At 33.5% G+C, this 20557-nt stretch carries 15 protein-coding genes; 3 read left to right on the plus strand and 12 right to left on the minus strand.

Going from position 1 to position 20557, the window contains the following annotated elements:
* Positions 1-141: 141 nt before the first annotated feature.
* Together WC223_07960 and gatD are read right to left on the minus strand one after the other, a co-directional pair.
* Positions 142-1164, minus strand: coding sequence for a dehydrogenase (locus WC223_07960; GenBank protein MFA6924177.1), 1023 nt, complete (start codon positions 1162-1164; stop codon positions 142-144).
* Between the two features lie 81 nt (positions 1165-1245).
* Complete coding sequence (gatD, locus tag WC223_07965; protein ID MFA6924178.1) at positions 1246-2631, minus strand: Glu-tRNA(Gln) amidotransferase subunit GatD; 1386 nt, start codon at positions 2629-2631, stop codon at positions 1246-1248.
* A 339-nt stretch (positions 2632-2970) separates the two neighbouring features.
* On the opposite strand from gatD, the gene WC223_07970 reads away from it, so the two are divergent.
* Positions 2971-4230, plus strand: a complete 1260-nt coding sequence (locus tag WC223_07970) for an Nramp family divalent metal transporter (protein MFA6924179.1) — start codon at positions 2971-2973, stop codon at positions 4228-4230.
* On the opposite strand, the gene dapA is transcribed toward WC223_07970, so the two are convergent.
* The 9 genes from dapA to folB all read right to left on the minus strand — a co-directional run bounded on the left by dapA (position 4227) and on the right by folB (position 15198).
* Positions 4227-5102, minus strand: coding sequence for a 4-hydroxy-tetrahydrodipicolinate synthase (gene dapA / locus WC223_07975; protein MFA6924180.1), 876 nt, complete (start codon positions 5100-5102; stop codon positions 4227-4229). The genes WC223_07970 and dapA overlap by 4 nt on opposite strands.
* Before the next feature lie 60 nt (positions 5103-5162).
* Complete coding sequence (locus WC223_07980) at positions 5163-8156, minus strand: T9SS type A sorting domain-containing protein (GenBank protein ID MFA6924181.1); 2994 nt, start codon at positions 8154-8156, stop codon at positions 5163-5165.
* Positions 8157-8225: 69 nt separating this feature from the next.
* Positions 8226-8684, minus strand: a complete 459-nt coding sequence (locus WC223_07985) for a hypothetical protein (GenBank protein MFA6924182.1) — start codon at positions 8682-8684, stop codon at positions 8226-8228.
* 307 nt (positions 8685-8991) lie between these two features.
* Entirely contained in the window at positions 8992-9951 is a 960-nt protein-coding gene (locus WC223_07990; protein ID MFA6924183.1) for a transketolase C-terminal domain-containing protein, read from the minus strand.
* Between the two features lie 6 nt (positions 9952-9957).
* Positions 9958-11361: a VWA domain-containing protein gene (locus WC223_07995; protein MFA6924184.1), complete on the minus strand. Its 1404-nt coding sequence runs from the start codon at positions 11359-11361 to the stop codon at positions 9958-9960.
* A 237-nt stretch (positions 11362-11598) separates the two neighbouring features.
* A complete protein-coding gene (locus tag WC223_08000; protein ID MFA6924185.1) occupies positions 11599-12444 on the minus strand; it encodes a transketolase in 846 nt (281 codons plus the stop codon).
* Positions 12445-12585: 141 nt separating this feature from the next.
* Positions 12586-13734, minus strand: coding sequence for an ATP-binding protein (locus WC223_08005; protein MFA6924186.1), 1149 nt, complete (start codon positions 13732-13734; stop codon positions 12586-12588).
* A 376-nt stretch (positions 13735-14110) separates the two neighbouring features.
* Entirely contained in the window at positions 14111-14842 is a 732-nt protein-coding gene (locus tag WC223_08010) for a hypothetical protein (GenBank protein ID MFA6924187.1), read from the minus strand.
* Positions 14839-15198 (minus strand): dihydroneopterin aldolase, encoded by a 360-nt coding sequence (gene folB / locus WC223_08015; GenBank protein MFA6924188.1) that lies wholly within the window; start codon positions 15196-15198, stop codon positions 14839-14841. The genes WC223_08010 and folB overlap by 4 nt, the downstream gene beginning before the upstream one ends.
* Positions 15199-15530: 332 nt before the next feature.
* On the opposite strand from folB, the gene WC223_08020 reads away from it, so the two are divergent.
* Complete coding sequence (locus tag WC223_08020; protein ID MFA6924189.1) at positions 15531-17225, plus strand: glutamine--tRNA ligase/YqeY domain fusion protein; 1695 nt, start codon at positions 15531-15533, stop codon at positions 17223-17225.
* Positions 17226-17415: 190 nt separating this feature from the next.
* Positions 17416-17874 carry a pantetheine-phosphate adenylyltransferase gene (coaD, locus tag WC223_08025; protein ID MFA6924190.1) on the plus strand — a complete coding sequence of 153 codons (459 nt, stop codon included), beginning with the start codon at positions 17416-17418 and terminating at the stop codon, positions 17872-17874.
* Positions 17875-17894: 20 nt separating this feature from the next.
* Here coaD and WC223_08030 read toward each other — a convergent pair whose 3' ends face one another.
* The gene (locus WC223_08030; protein ID MFA6924191.1) at positions 17895-20534 is read right to left on the minus strand and encodes a tetratricopeptide repeat protein; all 2640 of its coding nucleotides are present in this window, start codon (positions 20532-20534) and stop codon (positions 17895-17897) included.
* Positions 20535-20557 lie beyond the last annotated feature (23 nt).

Consider the following 20557-nt stretch of genomic DNA (forward strand, 5'->3'; position numbering starts at 1 on the left):
AGAATTTGTTATGTTTTATAAAAGTTATAAATGAAAAAGGATTGGGTGTGGGAAGGTTTATAAGGGAATGAAAAAATAAAAAATTAAAAAAATATCGAACATCGAATAATGAATGTCGAATATCGAAGTTTTAACTGAAAACTAAATACTCCAGGTGGTAAGTCCTTTTGATGTGAATTCGTAATTTTTTATTCTGCCGCCGAATTTTTTTAGTGCCTCAATAACTTTATATCTTGAATTATTCGGGCAATAAAAAGTGATAAAGCCGCCGCCGCCGGCACCGGTTACCTTGCCGCCGTTGGCTCCTGCATTTATTGCAGTTTCATAAATTTCGTCAATAAGTTCGTTTGTTATTCCTTTTGCCATTTTCTTTTTGTGCTGCCAGCCCGCATCGATAAGTTTTCCGACATCGTTCAGGTTTCCTTTTAAGATTGCTTCTTTCATCAAAGCCGATTGTTCTTTTACTTTGTGCATTGCCTCAATTGACTTTTCATTGCTTTGTTTTACATTTTCCACCTGCGCTTCGATAATTTTTGATGAAAGACGGCTTGTTTCGGTGTTGTAAAGAATCAGATTGTATGATAATTCATCGAGATATTTTTCATGAATCCTTAATGGGTTTACAATTACTTTGTCATTATCATAAAACTCCATGTAATTCACACCGCCGAATGTTGCCGCATATTGGTCTTGTTTACCGCCCGCCATGCCAAGGTCAATTCTTTCAATTTCATAAGCAAGATGAGCGATGTCATATTCGCCAAGTGGTAATTTCAACCATTCAACAAATGCGCCTATAACGGCAACGACAAGAGTTGAAGAACTTCCAAGCCCCGAACCCGGAGGAGCATCAACGAAAGTAGTTAATTCGAAAGATAGGGGTTGTTTTATAAAGTCCTTTATAATTCTGTTGTAAACGCCTTTCAGTAAATCAAGCTTTCCGTCAATCGGCAATATTTTTTTTGAATCAAATTCTACAATTTGATTTTTGTCTACCGAATAAATTACTATTTTTTCGTTGAAACGCGGTTTGATTGTGGAGTATGCGTACATGCTGATTGTAGCATTTAAAATAGCTCCGCCATGAATATCAGAATAAGGCGAAACATCTGAACCGCCGCCAGCTAAACCTAATCGTAATGGAGCTTTACTACGGATTATCATATTAATTAATAATTAATAATGAAAAAAACAACATGTCAGCAAATACCGCCGATTATTAATTATTATTTATTCATTATACATTTATTTATGAACTTTTCTTATAAATTCTTCCACTTCCGGAACTCCTCCCTGATAAACAAGATAACCGTTATATGGTTCTCTTTCGGTTATTTCATCATTTATAGGAGTCAGCATCATTTTTTTTACTTCTTCAATATCGCTTGTTTGTCCCAATGTCCAGCCAAGTTTTATATATGCAACTTCAGGGAGCATGTTTGCCAGAGGCACTACTCCTTTTGACATTAAATCTCTTCCTGTATCATAAACGAACATGTGAACATATCCCCAAAGAGTTTGAACAGTCATGAATATAACCACTCCTTTTTTTGTTGCCCTTTCAATTGCAGGATACAATGGTTTATTTACATGACCAAGTCCTGTTCCTATAATAATTATTCCTTTATATCCATTATCTACCAATGAATCTATCATGTCGGGCTGCATGTTGGTATAATAATATATCATTGCAACTTTTTCTTCAAAAAAAGGAAGAATTTTAACATTGTTATCTTTTCTTCTGTGATTGTATATGGATTTTATGGGTTTCACACCTTTTCTGGTAACTGTAGCCAAAGGAGTATCGCCGATAGTTCTGAATGTTGAACGATACGATGAGTGCATTTTTCTTACTCTTGTACCTCTGTGTAGCAGTCCGTATTCATCGGAAGTGGGACCGAACATGCAAACCATGACTTCGGCAATGTCGCCATGACCTGCTGCTGTTGCGGCATGCATTAAATTAAGTGCGGCATCGGAAGAAGGACGGTCGGATGAACGCTGTGAACCCACAAGTACAATTGGAACCGGTGAATTCTGAACCATGAATGTTATTGCAGCGGCAGTGTGGTGAAGAGTGTCGGTGCCATGACCAATTATAATTCCGTCAATTCCTTTTTCTATTTCTTTACCTATTGCAATTGCGAGTTTTTTATATTGCTCGGGTCCCATATTTTCGCTGAAAACAGCAAAGAGTTTTTCTGTATCAAGATTGCAGATGTCGGCAAGTTCGGGAACCGCCCCGTATAATTCGCCGGGAGAAAATGCAGGAATTACGGCACCTGTTCTGTAATCAAGGCGCGAAGCAATTGTTCCTCCTGTTCCGAATAATTTTACTTTTGGTAATCCTTCGGTGTAGGGAAATTCTTTTTCGGGTATTTTATAATTCGCTTTTTTGTAACCGGTTTCTTTCATGCTTTTTACCGTTTCAATATCAATCCCGACATTGTAACCGGTAATAATTTTCAGAACAATATGTTTATCATCATCGTTCTCGGAACGAGGCAATACAGTGCCTTTGAATTTTCCGCGTGTGGTTTCAATTTCTGTCTGTCCCCAAACTCTCACATTGAATTTTTTCAACACTTCAAGAGCTTGTCCCTTATATCCCTGAAATATATCTTCGCTCATTTTTAATTTTTATTATAAAATAATAGATTATAAAGTTTTATTAAAATAGGTTATTAAGTTTTACTACAAAATTAAATATATTTTTATGTATATGAAACTTTTTATTTATAATTATTAATTTTGCTGTACATAATATACTTTATATAGGATAAGATTTTATGTAGTTGCAAGCAGCATATATTAAATTGTTTGTTTTTGGCATTGCTAATTAAGTACTGTCCTTTGTGTTCTTTGTGAAATTTTTCTTTGTGCCCTTTGTGGTTATCTTTTTTTACCACAAAGAACACAAAGGGTTTAACAAAGTTCACAAAGTATAATAATTAAATTAAGTTCAACAGAATGTTTAAATTTCCCAAAATATTAAGCAAAGAAGGGCATAATCCAAAGTTAGGAGGACTTGAAATTCTAAAGTATATTGGTCCCGGTTTGCTTGTTACTGCCGGTTTTATCGACCCCGGTAATTGGGCGGTGAATGTTGAAGCGGGCTCGACTTTCGGATATTCATTATTGTGGGTTGTAACATTTTCAACATTAATGCTTATTGTAGTTCAGCATAATGCAGCTCACCTCGGAATCGCAACAGGCTATTGTCTTTCGGAAGCCACAGCAATTTATATTAAACCTAAATTTTCAAAAATAATTATTATTACCGCAGTATTGGCTTCTGTATCTACTGCCATTGCCGCAATTTTGGGATGTGCAATAGGATTACAAATGCTTTTTGGAATGCCAATATGGCTCGGAGCTTCGATTTCTACGATTTGTGCATTTATTCTGCTCTTTACTAATTCTTATAAAAGTATTGAAAGCTGGATTATAGCATTTGTTTCAATTATCGGTATCTCTTTTATTTATGAATTAAATTTAATTGATATTAAATGGACTGAATCTGTTGTTAGTATTGTAAAACCAGGTTTCCCGCACGGTTCGCTTATAATTATTGCAAGCATTATTGGCTCTGTTATCATGCCACATAACTTGTATCTTCATTCTGAAATTATTCAAAGCAGGCAATGGAATAGGGAATCGAAACAAACAATCCGCAAACAATTAAATTATGAATTTTTTGATACTCTGTTTTCGATGATTATCGGGTGGGCTATTAATTGCGCCATGATAATTCTTGCAGCAGCAATATTTTTCGAAAATAAAATTGTAGTTAATGAATTACAACAAGCAAAAGCTGTTCTCACGCCATTGCTCGGAACAAATGCTTCAGTTGTTTTTGCGGTAGCACTCATATTTGCCGGATTTTCATCAAGCATAACGGCAGGAATAGCAGGAGGGAGCATGTTTTCGGGATTTTTCAAAGAACCTTATGATATTAAAGATTACCATACAAAGATTGGTGTATGCGTAACCCTTTTCTTTGCTCTGATTATAATTTTCATTACAGGAAATCCTTTTAGTACACTAATTTATTCACAAACTTTTTTGTGCATTCAGTTACCTATAAGTATTTTTTCACTTATTTACATGACTTCCTCAAAAAAAGTTATGGGAGAATATGTAAACAAAAAAAGAATAACCGTAGTTATCCTTATAATTGCAATTCTTGTTACTGCTTTGAATTTCGGATTGGTACTGAATATTTTTTAAATTTCTTTATCTAATTTTTTAATCAGTTCGAATGTTTGTTCATTGACTTTTACATTGGGTAATCTAAGATTGTTTTGACAAAGTCCTTTTATTGAAAGTGCCGCTTTTACTCCAGCAGGGCTGCCGTCAGCAAATAAGGCATTCATCATGTCTGATAATTTAAGATGTATTTTTCTTGCTTCCGAAAAATTTTCTTCTAAACAAAATCTTACCATGTCGGAATATGATTTTGGATATGCATTGGCAATAACAGAAATAACGCCATCTCCACCGATTGACATCAAAGGCAGTGTCATTGAATCATCGCCGGAAATTACGAGAAAATCTTTTGGTTTGTTTTTTATAACCTGCGCCATCTGATACAAATCTCCCGATGCTTCTTTTACTGCAATAATTTTCTCAATTTCATTTGCAATTTTTAAAGTTGTTTCGGATTTAATGTTAACTCCCGAACGTCCTGGTACATTATAAATCATAATGGGGTAGGGGCTATCGTTTGCAATTGTTTTGTAATGTTCAAATATTCCCTGCTGCTGCGGTTTGTTGTAATACGGGCAAACCGACAGGACGGCATCAATTTTATAATCTGTGCGATTAATGCTGTTTGCAACTTCTTTTGTGTTATTTCCGCCAATACCAAGTACAATAGGAACTCTACTATTTATTTTTTCTATTGCAAATTTTGTTATTTCGTCTTTTTCTTCTTTTGAAATTACAGGAGATTCTCCGGTTGTTCCCGATACAACCATATATTCGCATTTTCCGGCAATAATGTGTTCAATTATTTTTTCAAATGATTTGAAATCTACACTTCCGTCGTTATTAAAAGGAGTAACTATTGCAGCTCCCGTTCCTTTAAATTTGTTTGTCATAGTCATAAAATTTTATTTTGTAAGAAATTTTGTTGTTTGTTTTTTTTCATTCTTTTATTTTTACTTCTGCACCACAACTTTATTTACATAATGTCCTTTATCATTTTGCAATGTTAAAAAGTACATGCCATTTGCAACATTTGTTAAATCTAATTTATAAGTATTGGTAAATATAATTTTTTCTGATAATACTTCCCGCCCTTGTATGTTTTTTAAAGTTAAAATATATTTATCCGGTTTGTTATTGTTTTTTTCAATAATAATAAATCTGTATGTAGGATTAGGATAAATATTCAACCCAATGTCATTGCCAACAATTTCTTTTACGCCAACCGTAATTGTAACTACATTTGAACATGTACCGATGCAGCCGTTTGCATCTGTCCCTGTTACCGAATATGTTGTATTTACTGTTGGCGAAACAGTAATACAAGAACCTGTTTGCGATGTATCCCATGTATATGTACCGGCTCCACTTGCACATAATGTTATTGATTGTCCTTGTGTTATTGTTCCTCCATTCAAAACAACGGTTGGGTTCGTATAAACTGTAACTATTGCAGAAGAAGTATTTGTACATCCGGTTGCATCTGTGCCTGTAACCAAATAATTTGTGGCTGTTGTTGGACAAACATTTATTGCACTACCGTATTGTTCAGGTGAAGTATTCCATGTGTAAGTAGCTCCTCCGGTAGCAGAAATATTTGCACAATTCCCATTACATATCGTTCCTGCTGTAACAATGATATTAGGTATCGAAGCAGTAATTATGGTTGAGTTCGTACCGGTGCAACCTGTTGAATCTGTAATGGAAATCGTATATGTTCCTTCGCATAGGTTAGTGATAGATGCTCCTGTTCCGCCGTTTGACCATGTAAAAGTGTAAGGCGGTATGCCATTGGAAGGACTTGCAACAGCCGAACCATCACATCTCCCATTGCATGTAACTTGAACCGGGGTCATGTTTATGTTGATTGCCATGGTTTTCAAAGTATCAATATGTATCGCAGAGGAATTATCAGTAATGGTTACTAAATAAGTGTCTCCCGGGACGTTGTAAATACAATTAGTTGTAGCACCAGTGCTCCAGTTATATGTATAAGGAGGTGTTCCTCCGCTTATAACAGTTACGCATGCCGTTGCATTTGTGCATGTTCCGCTGACACTGTCTTTTGTTATTAATTTGTTACATGAGGCGGGTGCATTAAGTGTTGTTAAAAAACCTTTTCCACATACCATTAATATGCTTCTTGATTTATCAAGAGTAACATCATAAACTTCTCCTGTGATATTAGCTGTTATAGTATTTTCAGGAGTGAAAGCACTTCCATTAAAGTTGAATATATGTACTTTGGTTGTTCCTCCCACATATACATTATCGCATTCGTCTGCAGCAATACCTGCTCTTCTTCTTTCGAGATAAGAAGCATCAACAACTATGCTGCCAAGCACTGCTCCTGTGCTTTTATTCCATGCCTTCAATGTTTTTCCATCATAACTGAATAAATAGTTTTTGTTTACTGCTAAGCAATTAAATAAGTTTGAGCTTAAAGTAGCAGTGGGACTGCTTAACTCAAAAATATAATTAAGATTTTTAGCTTCATTAAATGCGTATCCTGTGGGTACTGAAAATAATTCAGGTGCATTATAATTTGGTCCCATGCTTTTCATTAAGTAATTGTCGGGGTATGTTCCCGGTCCCTGTGGTGCAAGTAAAGATGCAAATATTATATAGGCATCACCATTATCATCAAAAACTGCATTCACAACATCATTACTCGATTTGCCGTTAAAAACATTAACATTTTTCACCTCTAAGCTTACAATGCTTGTATCAAGTATCTGTAAATTATTGCCTGATGGTACACCTCCGCCAAAACCATATAATTTATTTGTACAATTATTATAAAGCATGCACCACATTTCCTGCTGTACGTTTGGTGAAACAGTGTTATATGGTCCCGACATTATCCCCGCTGTATTTAATTTAAGTATTCTTACATAAGGAGCAGACATAAAATTTACGGCTCCTTCTGATTTAACAACAGTACCTGAATGCCTTATAATTGTTGGCTTACCATAAGAATAACCGGCTGAGGATTCCCATCCGGAAGGGCAAGTATAAACGTATATCGGAGCTACTCCTGAAGGAGGATACTTTGCAATTTTACTTAGTTGAGCTGCGTAATCACCACCCGAAATATAAACATTACCAAAATCGTCATAGTCAACATTTAATGCTTTGGTGTTTCCGCTGAAAGGAGTGGTGGTCCATGGGTCTACAACAATAGCTTCGAGCTTTGAGCTTTGAGCTTTGAGTTGAAAAGAAACGATGTTATCTTTTAATTCAAACATTGAAGTTACATTTGCTCTGCTGTCTTTATAAAAGCTTTGCGGGGTGTGGTCGGTTATGTCGCCTGCTTCTGTTTTTATTGAAATGTTTCCTTCATTATCTGTTTTTATCTTTTCTACATCACCGGTATAGCTCATTTTTACAACACTCAGGTCAGCATTCGGCTGAACAATTAATGAATATTTTATTCCTCCTTTTTCGGGAATTATATATTCTGCATCTATTCCGGGATAAAGATTTTTGTAAACAAGTTTTTTGTATCCTTTAGCTTTTATATTTTCATATCCTTTTTCTCCGAATGTGTAATATCCTTCGGATTGTTCGCTTACTTCAATGGTTGCATTGGGGTTGCAGTTATCCCATTGCATATTTATATAATAAGTTTTTGGTTCGGGCATGGATTTTTCTCCACGCTCAATTTCCTCATTTTCTTCTTCACTGCGAGTTATGACTTCTTTTAATTTAAAGGTAACTCCTTTATCTGTAAAAAAGATGAGGTCATTATTACTAACCACGTATTTAGCAGGCGAAGGTGTTTTAGCCCACGTATTAAACTGCCCGAGGTTTTCTACGAAAACATTGGATTTAAAAGGGTCATTGCTAATAGTCCATCCCTGCTTTTGTGATTGCACTTTCACAGTGGATAAAAGCAACATAAATAATGCTATCGCTAAACTTGTAAAAAATTGATTTTTTTTCATTTTTTTAGTTTTTAGATATATCTAAAATTTAACCCCGTGTGGGAATATGAAAGCAGTATGTTATCTTAATTATGCTATTTTATTTATAGTTGTAAAATAAAGTTTTATGGTTTCAATGTATTCTTCAAGTGATTTTATTTTATCGGTATGTATCATCATATCGTAAGGTGTTTTTGTTCCCTCAACAAATCTGCCGATTTTGAATTTTGCTTTTGAGGCAGCAGCAATATAATCAAGAGGGAAATGTTGTTTTGTGCTTAAATCAATAAATACATCAAAGTCAGTGTCAATGAAATCAATTACACTGAGCTTTGTGGGTTTCAGATACCAGTTTACATCGCTGTAAGAAAAAAAATCAAATCCAAGTTTCAGATAATAATCCTGAAAAAGTTTTCTTTCAGGAATATAACCAATAACCTTAACCGACTTCTGTTTTTCTTTCAGAAATTTTAGGAAATCATTTACAATGTCGTAATTCAGTTGGTTGGTTGCTTCATATACAATGCCGATGCTTCTAGCGCTTTCCATATTATACACTTTACGCCTGCGGTTGGTAGTATTAATTATTTTTCTTAAAAAATAATTACCAATTGATTTTCGGGCATTGTATAAAAATATCACAAATATTATTTTTAATGTACCTCAAAAGTACAAAAAATAATTATATCAAAAAAAAGAAAGCTGATTTTTGAAACTGGCTTTTAATTAGTGCTTGAAAGAAAATTGCTGAATTACGATTTTTTCTGACGTTTTATCCTTAATTCCCAAAGGAAAGCTATCGGAAATCAGCCATTTTTCAGAGCAAATGCAAACGCTGATGTTCTGTCATTATCGACTAGGTTATTTTTCGTGAAATTGCTTTTTGAGCAGCTTCCGCAATGTTTGTTGCATCAAGTCCATATTTAACCATAAGTTCTTCCGGTTTGCCGCTTTCACCGAATTTGTCGTTAACGGCAATCATTTCCACAGGAACAGGATAATTCATTGAAAGCAATTGCGCAATACTGTCGCCTAAACCTCCGTTTCGCATGTGTTCTTCTGCCGTAACAACACATCCGGTTTTTTTTACCGATTGTATGACTGCTGAAACATCCAAAGGTTTAATGGTGTGAATATTTATTATTTCGGGAGCAATGCCTTTTTGTTCAAGAATAAAACCTGCTTCAATGGCTTGCCATACCAGATGTCCTGTGGCAAATATCGTAACATCTTTTCCTTCATTTAGCATTATTGCTTTTCCGATTTCAAATTTCTGATTTGGAAGAGTGAAGTTCGGAACTTTCGGTCTGCCGAAGCGAAGATAAACCGGTCCCGTATGTTTGGCAATTGCAATTGTTGCAGCTTTTGTTTGGTTGAAGTCGCAGGTATTTATTACTGTCATGTTCGGAAGCATTTTCATTAACCCCAAATCTTCCAGAATCTGATGAGTTGCTCCGTCTTCGCCAAGTGTTATTCCCGCATGCGAAGCACATATTTTTACATTTTTGTTTGAATATGCAACCGATTGCCGTATCTGGTCATACACTCTTCCTGTTACAAAATTTGCAAAGCTTCCGGCAAAAGGAATTTTACCGCCGATAGTCATGCCTGCTGCAATACAAATCATATTTGCTTCTGCAATGCCGACCTGAATAAATCTATCGGGAAACTCTTTGGCGAAAGCATCCATTTTTAGTGAACCGGTTAGGTCGGCACATAATGCAACAACATTAGGATTTGTTTTTCCGAGTTCAAGCAAGCCCTCTCCGAAACCGCTTCTCGTATCTTTCTCTTCAGTGTATGTTATTTTTTTCATTCTTGTTTAGAAAATATTAATATTAATTGAAGAACCAGCTTCAACTTTAAATATTTTTTCAATTGTATTTATAACTTCTTTAGAATTTCTTGCTCTGTAAACGAGCTTGTAATTGCCGGGTTCAAGCAGAAAAGATTCCTGTGTTGCAGTTGGATTTATATTGCAAACAAATTTCAGTTCTTTTTTATCAAGCAGAAAAATGTTTGCTATTCCGGGTGTGCGCATGATTACGGTTGCTATTCCCGGCTGCGGAATATCTACTGTTGTTGTTGTGCTTTGTGAAATTTTCACATCTTTAATTATCAAACGTGGCAGACAAAGAACTTCAAGGTCATATTTTCCTACAATGTATTTTACGGTTTGATTAAAACCCTGAACATTCAATGTTGCCATTTCACCGGCTTTGCGAACAATGCATTGTAAAACTTGTTTATAATCATTAAGCCCTTGAACTCTTAATGTAAGATAACCTTGCGGAGCATCAATGCCTATAATATTGTGTATTCCTTGAGTAAGTTTTACACTGTCTTTTGAAACAGGAGGAATTGTATGAACAAAAATCTTATACATTGGCAAATGGTCAATTCTCAATGTATCGGGATTTCCGCGATAGTTAATTGTGTGTATGAAATTATATTTTGCATTTCCGGTATTAATATCATAAAAAGTCATGTTTACATCTGTTTCGGTTGGTTTGCCATGTATGTCGAGCAGATTAACCTGAGCAGTTGTTGTATTTAAAACCTGAGTGATAATAACATTAAGTATGCTTTTAAAAGTTTCTTCATCTTCAGCATCGAAGTAACTTCCAACGCAATCAAGAGAAGATTTATCTTTTAATCCGATACCGATAACAAATGGCTTAAGAAAAATTCCTTTTTTTTGCAATTCCTGAGAAACGGCACATGGGTCGCCCTTACATTCTTCAAGTCCATCGGTTATTAAAATAATTACATTTCTGCATTCCTGACAGGGAGTAAAGTCGCCGGCTGCTGCCATAAGCGTTTGTGCTATAGGAGTTGTGCCTTTGGGAACAATTGTTTTTAATTTATTTTTTATGCGGTCATAATTTTTTTTACTGAAAGAAATTTCAAGTCGGGTGTCATCGCAATCCTGCGGAGGAACCGGTTTTTGATGACCATAAACACGCAGTGCAACTTCAATATTTTCATAAGATTCAATTTGCTTTAAACTGTCGAGGAGTTCACCTAAAAGTTTTTTGGCAATTGCAATTTTGGTATCGCTTTGCCACATTCCGTTCATGCTGTATGACGCATCAAAAATAAAAAGTATTCTTGTGAGTTGATTTATTTTAAGCGGTGGTTTAATGTCTTTTTTTTGTTGTGCAAAAATAAAAGAAACTGAAAGAAAAAATAAAATTGCTGATAGTTTAATGTATTTGCTCAACATATAAAATGAAATTTGTAAATTTATAAATTTATGTCAAAGGTAATTTTTTTGATATAAATTTTTAATGAATGTTAATAAATATGAATAAATAGTTTGTTGTTCTGTTTATTGTTAAGTTGCTGAATTCGTCGAGACGAACGCAGTTTGTTGGGATTGTTTAGTTGCTAAAATAAAACGCTAATGATTTATGGAACAAAAATATTAAACAATTCAAAATGTCTTGCTTTGTACTTTTTTTTAGAAATCCCCAAGCGTTTCCTTTAACTGAACAATAGCTTTTTCAAATTGTTCTTTGTTTGGTGGAGTTCCGTGCCATTTGTGGTTGTTTTCCATGAAATCAATTCCTTTCCCCATAATTGTTTTAAGCAATATGACAACCGGAATTCCTTTATTGGTTTGTAGTTTTGCTTCTTGCAGTTTTGAAATCACACATTCGATATTATTGCCATTTTCCGCTTCAATAACATGCCAGCCGAATGTTTTCCATTTATCATTTAAATTACCAAGAGAACACACATTATCTGTTGAGCCGTCAATTTGTAATTTGTTATTATCAACTGTTACAATAATATTATCAACTTTTTTTGCGGAGGCAAACATTGCTGCTTCCCAAATCTGACCTTCCTGCAATTCGCCATCACCAGTGAGGCAATACACAATGGACTTGTCGTTGTTGAGTTTTTTTGTCAATGCAGCGCCAATTGCAGCCGATAATCCTTGCCCGAGTGAACCTGAAGAAATTCGTATTCCGTTTAGTTTTTTGTCGGTTGTTGGGTGTCCCTGCAATTGCGAACCGAGTTTTCTGTATGTTGATAATTTATTTATTTCAAAATATCCGGCACGTGCCAGAACGCTGTACCAAACAGGTGAAATATGACCGTTCGACAGAAAAAATAAATCTTCATTTATTCCGTCCATCGAAAATTTCTTCGGATTATGATTTAAAAATTTAAAATATAGAGCAGTAAAAAATTCAACGCAACCAAGCGAACCGCCCGGATGTCCTGATTGTGCTTCGTAAGTCATTCTGAGAATATCGCGTCTTACCTGAACGCAAATGTCATTTAATTCCTGAGTCGTCATTTTTATTTTTTTTTGCAAAAATAATTTAATTTTCGAAGAACAGAAAAAAATAAGAAGTACTCGAAGTACTTTTATAATATATCAATATCGCAGATAAATTTAATGCAGCTCCGATGATAAAAAGAATTTATTGGGGATTTATTAAATTTTCATTTTATTCGAGGTATCTTTAAATCCAATAAACTTTATGAAATTATTTTTATCAATTACGAAAACATCAGCATTATAACTTTGAATAAACAATTTAGGTATTTTGACTTTCCGTATGGCTTCCCACTTAAATTCATAACCTTTAATTATGCCATCTTTTTCTTCGATATAATCAATTTCCTGTTGTTGCGCTGTTCTCCAGAAGTACATTTTAGCATAAGATTGGCTATATTCAATGTGTTTTTTTCTTTCACTTATTAAGAAATTTTCCCAAATAGCACCTTTGTCAAATCTTTGTGAGATAGGCTGAAAATTACCGATTAACATATTTCTTACACCATTGTCATAAAAATAAACTTTTTTATTAGTTTTTATTTCATTACGTAAATTCCGGCTGAATGAATGGAGTTTGAAAACTATGAATGCTTTTTCAAGTAAATCTATATAAGTGCCGACAGTTTTTCTATCTATATTTAATAACTGCGAAAGTTCATTATAAGAAACCTCATTTCCTACCTGAAATGCTAATGCCTGCAATAAATTATCAATTATTTCGGGTTTTTTTATACCGCCATATTCTAAAACATCTTTATATAAATAACTGCTTAATAAATGTTTCAATATTTCTTTTTCTTCACCATTATTATTGATAACATCCGGATACATTCCAAACAAAAGTCGCTGCTCCAATATTTGAATTGCAGATAAATAACCGATATTGTTTTCTAATTCCTGCCAACTTATAGGATATAAAAGGTATTCCCACTTACGTCCGGTAAGCGGCTCATTCATTGTATGGTTTATTTCCAGAGCAGACGAGCCACTAACAAGGAGTTGAATGCCTTTTAACTGATCAGTAATAATTTTAAGAGTTATTCCGATATTATTGATACGCTGAGCTTCGTCAATAAAAACCATTTTGTGATTTCCAATTAAATTTCTGAGCTGTCCTGTATTTGGTGTATTCAAAATATTACGTACAGTGGGGTCATCTCCATCTAAAAATAAATATGGTTTATGTTTTTCTGCGATTATTTTGAGTAAAGTTGTTTTTCCGGTTTGCCTTGGTCCAAGCAATATTATAGCTTTACCTTTATTTATCTTGTTTTCTATTACCTGTTGTAAGATTCTCTTAATCATTGTTTTTTTTATTTTCCTGCAAATATAGTAATTTTAAACAACCAAATCCCCAAATATTATATTTTTCTGGGAATGTAATCCTTTTTTATTTGTATGAAAACAGAAGACATGCAATATAAAATGAGGGAAAATTGGAAAATAGCTTAAAATTTCGGGGTTTTGTATTTTTAATGTATAGTACAGAGTTACTATTGTTATGTTAACAATAAAATGGCGTAAAAAAGAAGTTAGAAGTTTGATGCTGGAAGTTAGAAAAATCGGAAGCGTCAAACATCTAACATCCAACTTCCAGCTTCATTAAATACAACACAACATAGTTTAACTTAACACTATATATGATTTGTGAATGGTAATTTAATTTTGCATTTTTTTAACTTTAAGTACTTGAAGTATTTGAAGTACTCGAAGTACTTTTATAATAAACCAGAATCGCCGATAAGTGCATTGCAACTCCTATAAAAAAAAGAGCCCAATTAAATTTCACGGGGATATATTTTGAAGCAATTTTAATTATTTCTTTTTCATTTTCCTGTTTCAGAAGTTGTGAAAATGTGAAATGACTTGTCATATAAGCCGTGTAATCCTGTATAAAAACAAAAATAATTATTAATGAGCCAATAATTAATAAAGCCCAAACCGTAAAACCAAATTTTGATTTTATATTTTTATCGGTAAAATAAATAATTAAAATTGCAAGAATGAGCATTGTGAGCGAATTTATACATGGAGCGATAACAGGACCTATCCACACTGTCGGAATTAGAAATAAAATATCCCATGTAAACAAAGATTCAGGCCAGTTTATAAAAATTTTCAAAAACACATAATAGAAAATATCCCAAATTGCAAATGAAAATAAAAAGAAAGCAAACTTTTCAAGTTTTGTTCTTCCTGCTAAAATCCCTATTGACAACAACATTATAATGGTTGCTATTTCCCGTGACAATTCAACTATTAAAATATCTTTTTCGAATATTCTCAATGGAAAATTAAAACCATCGGGATAATATATTTTGCGCAAATAAATCACAACGGCAGTTTCGAGCAAACCCATGGCAATTGCAAAAATCACAACCCAAATCAAAATATTTATTGTTTTTTTTGTCATTTGTTATTGGATGATAGTTGAACGGAAACTTTATTTGTTTTACCACCAAGCTGCGGATTTATTTTTGAAATTTTAATTTCAACTTTTTTTATTGAAAGAAATTTCGAATTTATTTTTTTAATTATCCTGTTGGCAACATTTTCAAGAAGTTTGGATTTTATTTCCATTTCTTTTTTTATGATATTATAAACTTCCTGATAGTTTATTGTTTTGTTCAAATCATCGGTATCGGCGGCTTCGGATAAATCGGTTTCAATAGAAATATCAACTATGAATTTGTTGCCGATTATTTGTTCTTCCTCAAAACATCCGTGATATGCGAAGAACTCCATTCCTTCAATTTGTATAAATCCCATAGCAAAATAGTTTAAAGTTTAATGTTTAAGGTTCAAAATTAAATTATTTTTTTGGTTTTCTTTAAATTAAATGTTTTTGTTAAATTAGATTTATACAATTGCACACAGATACACAAAAAAAATCAGTGAAAATCAATCGTATCTGTGTTATTAGTGTCCCCTGTTTATGTTTCAATTTGATTGTTCTTTCTAAACATTAGTATAAAAGAAAAAAATAATTAAAATTATTTTATGAGGAAACTTAAGTGATTTTTTATTTTAATAAAATTTAACTCCGAATAAATTTCAAAATACTTATTTTTGCAATATGCTTTTTAAATAAAATTATTTTTATGGATATTGTGAATAGTGGAAATAACAAGGAAATAAAAACTCCTCTTAATTTTATCGAAAATATAATTGAAGAAGATATCAGAAATAAAAAAAACGGAGATAATGTACATACAAGGTTTCCACCCGAACCCAATGGATACCTGCACATAGGTCATGCAAAATCAATTTGCCTGAATTTCGGTTTGGCGAAAAAATATAACGGTCTTTGCAATCTGCGATTTGACGATACAAATCCCACAAAAGAAAGTGTTGAATATGTTGATTCAATCAAGGAAGATGTCCGCTGGCTCGGATTTGACTGGGCTAATAGAGAATATTATGCTTCCGATTATTTTGACACTTTGTACGAATATGCTGTGAAACTTATAAAAAAAGGAAAAGCATACATTTGCGAAATGAATGCTGAGGATATTTCAGCAAACAGAGGTACTCCCCAAAAACCAGGAAAAGAAAGTCCTTTCAGAAACCGTTCTGTTGAAGAAAATATTGATTTATTTCAGCGAATGAAAAACGGCGAATTCAAAGACGGCGAAAAAACTTTGCGCGCAAAAATTGGTATGGATTCTCCGAACATGCAAATGCGCGACCCTGTTTTATATCGCATCATACATTCCGAACATCACCGAACAGGAGACAAATGGTGCATTTATCCTATGTATGATTTTGCTCACGGACAATGCGACTCAATAGAAAATATAACTCATTCAATCTGCACACTTGAATTTGAAGTCCATCGTCCCTTATACGATTGGTTTATAAAAGAACTTGAAATTTTTGCACCTCAACAAATAGAATTTGCAAGATTAAACATGAATTACACAGTAATGAGCAAAAGACGATTGCTCGAACTTGTTGAAGAAGGTTATGTGAATGGCTGGGATGACCCGCGAATGCCAACAATATCGGGACTTAGACGACGCGGCTATACTCCGGAATCCATTAGAAATTTTGCTGATATTATCGGAGTCGCTAAAAGAGAAAATGTTATTGATGTTGCCTTGCTCGAACATTGTGTTAGAGAAGACCTGAATAAAAGGGCAATGCGTGTGCTCTGTGTTATTAATCCGCTAAAAGTTGTTATTACAAATTATCCTGATAATAAAACCGAAGAGCTTGATGCAATTAATAATCCCGAAGATGAAAAAGCAGGAATCCGCAAAGTTCCTTTTTCAAAAACCATTTATATTGAAAAAGAAGATTTCATGGAAATCCCAACGAAAAAATATTTTCGCTTATCACCGGGACAGGAAGTTAGGTTGAGGTATGCTTATTTTATTAAATGCACCGATGTTATTAAAGCCCCTGACGGAGAAATAATTGAAATTCATTGCACCTACGACCCTGCTTCTAAAGGCGGTAATTCTCCTGATGGAAGAAAGGTGCAGGGAACACTTCATTGGGTATCACTTGCCAATTGCATTGAAGCTGAAGTCCATCTTTACGACAGATTATTCATAAAAGAAAATTCTGATGATGTTGAAGAAGGGAAAGATTATAAAACAAATATAAACCCCAATTCATTGAAAATAGTAAAAGCATTTGTTGAGCCATCATTGAAAAATGCTAAGCCAATGGAAAAATATCAGTTTGAAAGAATAGGTTATTTCTGCGTTGATAAAGATTCGAAAAGTGACAAACTTGTTTTTAACAGAACTGCTACATTGAAAGACACGTGGGCAAAAATTCAGAAGTAATTTATTTGTGGTTTTGTGAAAGTACTTCATCCCGATAGCTATCGGGTACTTAAAAAATGTTTAATTGTTAAATTGCTGTTAAAATTTCTGCGAAATACAATATGGAAGTTTTATTATGAAAATCAAATTTTAGTTTTTTAAAAATTAACATTGTAACTTTGCATCAATAGAATTTTTAAACTGAATTACTATGAACAAAATTGCAGTTTTTCCCGGCTCTTTCGACCCGATAACAAAAGGACACGAATCAATTGTAAGGCGGGCATTGCCAATATTCGACAAAATAATAATTGCAATAGGAATTAATTCTGAAAAAACATTTTACTTCACTCCAGAGCAACGCGAAGTCCATATGAAACAAGTATTTCGTGGAGAAAACAAAATTGTTGTTGATAAGTATTCGGGGCTTACTGTTGAATACTGCAAAAAAGTAAATGCAAAATATATTCTGAGGGGGCTGCGTATTTCTGCGGATTTTGAATTTGAAAGAGGAATAGCTCATCTGAATAAAGCAATGTATCCCGAAATTGAAACTGTTTTTCTTCTTGCCGAACAGGAATACTCGGCTCTTAATTCTACTATAGTTCGCGAAATTCTTAGAAACGGTGGAGACGTAAGTTTGTTTGTTCCTGAAAAATTGAAATTGTAACTAACTGAAAACTGAGTTCCCTACTTCAGATATTTTTCACCAAAGAAAAGCAAATATAAATCTATGGATTTGTCTCTATACAAAACTGGATAGTTCTTGTCGGAAATCACGAAATGCTTATATTGGTTATCTTGTAGTTTTCCGAAAATTTTATTTTCATTTAACACAACGGTTTTAAAATAATTCATTCCTCTGTCTTTATCTTTAAAATTGGTAACCGTAATAATCTGTTCCTTGTCTGTAATATAAATATTATTTATCTGAAGCTTTTCTAATCCGAAATATTTTGCATTAAAATTTGCAAGTGAATCTTTAATAACATTAATATCCGCTTTCATAATGGGTATAATGGCGGCATATATGTGAATTGCCTGCGGCTCGTAAATATATTTTTTCAGCAAACTGTCGTTTGCGCTGGTATTTGTATTGCCTGAAGCAGCAGTAGTTTTACCATTGCAATAATCAAGAACTCTTTGAGCAAGTTTTGCCACTTCGCTGTTTGCATAGTTTTTTATAACATAAGTTAATGCCGATTTGAAACTTGCTGTATCCTGTGTTTTTCCTATTGATATTGCTTTCAGATAAGCAAACTTGGGAGCATATTCACTATTTTTATATAAAGAATCAAATGTTTTCTGATTTTCAATTACCTTAAAGTACAAGCCATTTGTGAATGCCTCATAAGTTTCTTTATAAAATCCGGCAACTTTAGAATTAGTTTCTTCTGATGCTCTTTTATAGTTAGGGTCTTTAATTATGGCAGCAAAATCACTGTTCGGGAATTTTGTTAAAATTAAATTCTTATAATAAGTTACTTTTGGTTGCTCATTTAACTCAGTGTAGTCACGATACAAATAATAATATGAATTTAATTCATATTTACATTCCGGAAATCTTTTTAATAATTCAGTGAATGATTCAACGGATTTATTGTAATCGTTCAGCTTTTCTTTATATATAACGCCAAGAGCATAAAATGCTTCTACTAACTTTTCGTTTGACTTTTTAATTTGCTCGGCAGTAAAAGGAATGTTTTTCAGATAATAATTCTTATCCTTTAAATTGACGGGAGCATTTTTTATACTACTTGTATCCTTTGCAGCTTGCGATGTATCGGTTTCGAATTCCATAACGCTTTCCTTATTTGCCCGCCGCCAGTTGTCCTCAAGTTTTCTGTTTCCCCATTTTTTTATAAATTCATTAGAACCAAAACTAATAGCCGAAGGATTATAGAAATACCATTGGTTTGCAGCAGGTGCAGTATTCATGTTTGCCGGATTATTTGAATTTCCGGAAAAATTGCTGTTCATTGCTATGTTTTGCTGCTGAAGTAAATCGGCTTGCCTTTTAGCTTCTTCTTCATCAATAATTTTCTGAATGATTTTGTTAATGACATCCTCTATTTGTTTTGGTGTCATTCTCGATAGTTTTTGAACACTATCCTCAAGCTGAACGGTTTTTATGTTCTGCACCAAATCAGTCAAAGTATTTTTTAGAAATAAAATATTTTCATAACCCGGATAATCTTTTGTAATAAAGGCAACAGTACTATCGTAGTACATTTGCGATTCCTCATAATTCATCTGCTGGAATGTAAGTTCAGCAAGTTTTAAAAATGAAAGTGCTTTTTGTGAAGTGTTTGTAGTGCTTAATTTTGCTGACAATTTCAGATATTCTATTGCCTGCGGAATATTTTTTTCCTTCAGGGAAATATCGGCAAGTACAAAATATATTTTATCAAAATAATCTTTATTCTTGCGGTCTTTAGTCATTTTAAGAAGTTGTTTTTTTACTTCTTCACCATGTTGTGAATTAACATTGGTCAATCTTGCAAGATTAATTTTGGTATTGAATTCCATCTCGTAAGCAGGATTCATTTTAAGTACCCTGTTGTATAACTGAAATGATTTTTCATTGTCTTCGGCTTTTTCAAGCAACTGGGCAAGAATAAATGTATATCGTGCTCTTACTTTTTTCTTTCGTGTTTCAGAAATAGCAGCAGCGAGAGGCTCAATTGCACCAGAACTATTACTTATTTTAATTTGAAAATCGGCAATTGTAGCATTAATGTCTTTTTTAAGCTTTTCCGGTATTTTGGATTTGTTTTTTGTTTCATCAAGAATATTGAAAATATTCTGTGCATCAGAAAATCTTTTTAATTCGATATAGCAACGTGCGAGCCAAACCATTGCTTCAAATCTTATCGGCTCGTCCTTATATTGCTTTATTACAAATTCAAAAATTTCTATTGCCGGATAATAATCTCTCTTATAAAAGTCGGCTTTGCCCATAAGCATATAACTGTCATCAATCCAATTGCAATACTCTACGTTTTTTATAAAAATAGAATGCCGCTGAATAACAACCGATGCCTTTTGAATTGCCCTGTCCATTTGCGGATATATTGCTTTCGCATCATTCTCAGTGCCATATTTGAAAACAGGGAGTATTTTATCGTAATTATCAACATGTGCTTTTTCTATTGTGGCAATTCCTTCTTTTAAACTTTCATTTCCGTTGAAGTAAGCGTTGTAATGAGACGTTAAATTATGATAAACACGATGTGTGAAAGTATGTTTTTTTGTAGAGCAAGCTACAATAGTAGCAATTGCTGCATAAAACAAATATCTGAAAAATTTTATTTTAATTTTATTTCTCAATATTTTTAAAATTCTTTACTTTA

Source organism: Bacteroidales bacterium (genome assembly GCA_041671145.1).
Taxonomy (GTDB): domain Bacteria; phylum Bacteroidota; class Bacteroidia; order Bacteroidales; family JAHJDW01; genus JAQUPB01.